Source organism: Corynebacterium sp. HMSC08C04, from assembly GCF_001807495.1.
Lineage (GTDB): Bacteria > Actinomycetota > Actinomycetes > Mycobacteriales > Mycobacteriaceae > Corynebacterium > Corynebacterium simulans.
Genome location: NZ_KV789224.1, coordinates 1 through 996, shown reverse-complemented (window position 1 = coordinate 996; position 996 = coordinate 1). Strand labels below are relative to the sequence as shown.

General features: G+C 58.7%; 1 protein-coding gene. It reads left to right on the top strand.

What is annotated here, in order from left to right; genetic code table 11:
- The coding region (locus HMPREF3169_RS08360; protein WP_070456121.1) for an IS110 family RNA-guided transposase at positions 1 to 996 on the top strand (996 nt) is incomplete at both ends.

Genomic DNA, 996 nt, shown 5'->3' with positions numbered 1-996 from the left:
GGCAGGCTAACCGTCGCAGTCGCCCAAGCAATGGGAGCCGACGTTCGCTACCTCCCCGGGCTTGCCATGCGACAGCTTTCACGTATCCACGTCGGCAACTCCAAGACCGATGTACGCGACGCTTATGTCATCGCCCATGCCGGCCTCAACCTGCCAGATGCCCTGCGTAGCGTCGACCGCGTTGAGGAAGTCTTCCTCCAGCTGAAAGTCCTCAACGGTATCGACGAAGACCTCGCCCGCGCCTACACACGCCTGATCAACCAGATGCGATCCGCGCTCGTGGGCACCTACCCCGCATTCGAACATGTCCTACGTGGGCAGATGATTCACCGCAAGTGGATTCTCCACCTTCTGGCGAAATACGGTGGCCCCACCAAGATTCGACGCGTCGGCAAAGCACGGCTGACAGCTTTCGCACGTGGTCACAGGGCACGTAATCCTGAACCAGTTATCGATGCCATGCTTGCTGCGATCCACGGCCAGACGGTATCCATCGCCGGCGCAGAATACGCGGAACTTGGCGTAGCAATGTCCGCCAAAGATGCACTAGCCAAGCTGGAGCACCGCAAAGAGATTGAAGCCCAGGTACTCGAGCTGATCCAGGACATTCCTCAGACCGAGATTCTCTTGTCCATGCCCGGCATCGGCCCACGTAGCGCCGCGCAAATCCTTATGACCGTCGGCGATATGTCCGACTTTCCCAATGCAGCGCACCTGGCTTCCTATGCAGGCCTGACGCCGCAGACGAATCAGTCGGGAACGTCGATCATGTCGAATTCGCCCAACCGGGCCGGCAACAAGAAATTGAAGAACGCCCTATGGCAATCGTCCTTTGCATCGATCAGATTCCACGAGCGTTCCCGGCAATTCTATGAGCGAAAACGCAAAGAAGGCAAGAGACATAACGCCGCAGTCGTCGCGCTCGCACGCCGACGCCTCAACGTCCTCTTCGCCATGATGCGCAGCGGAGAGCTCTACAGAGACATCCCCACAGCC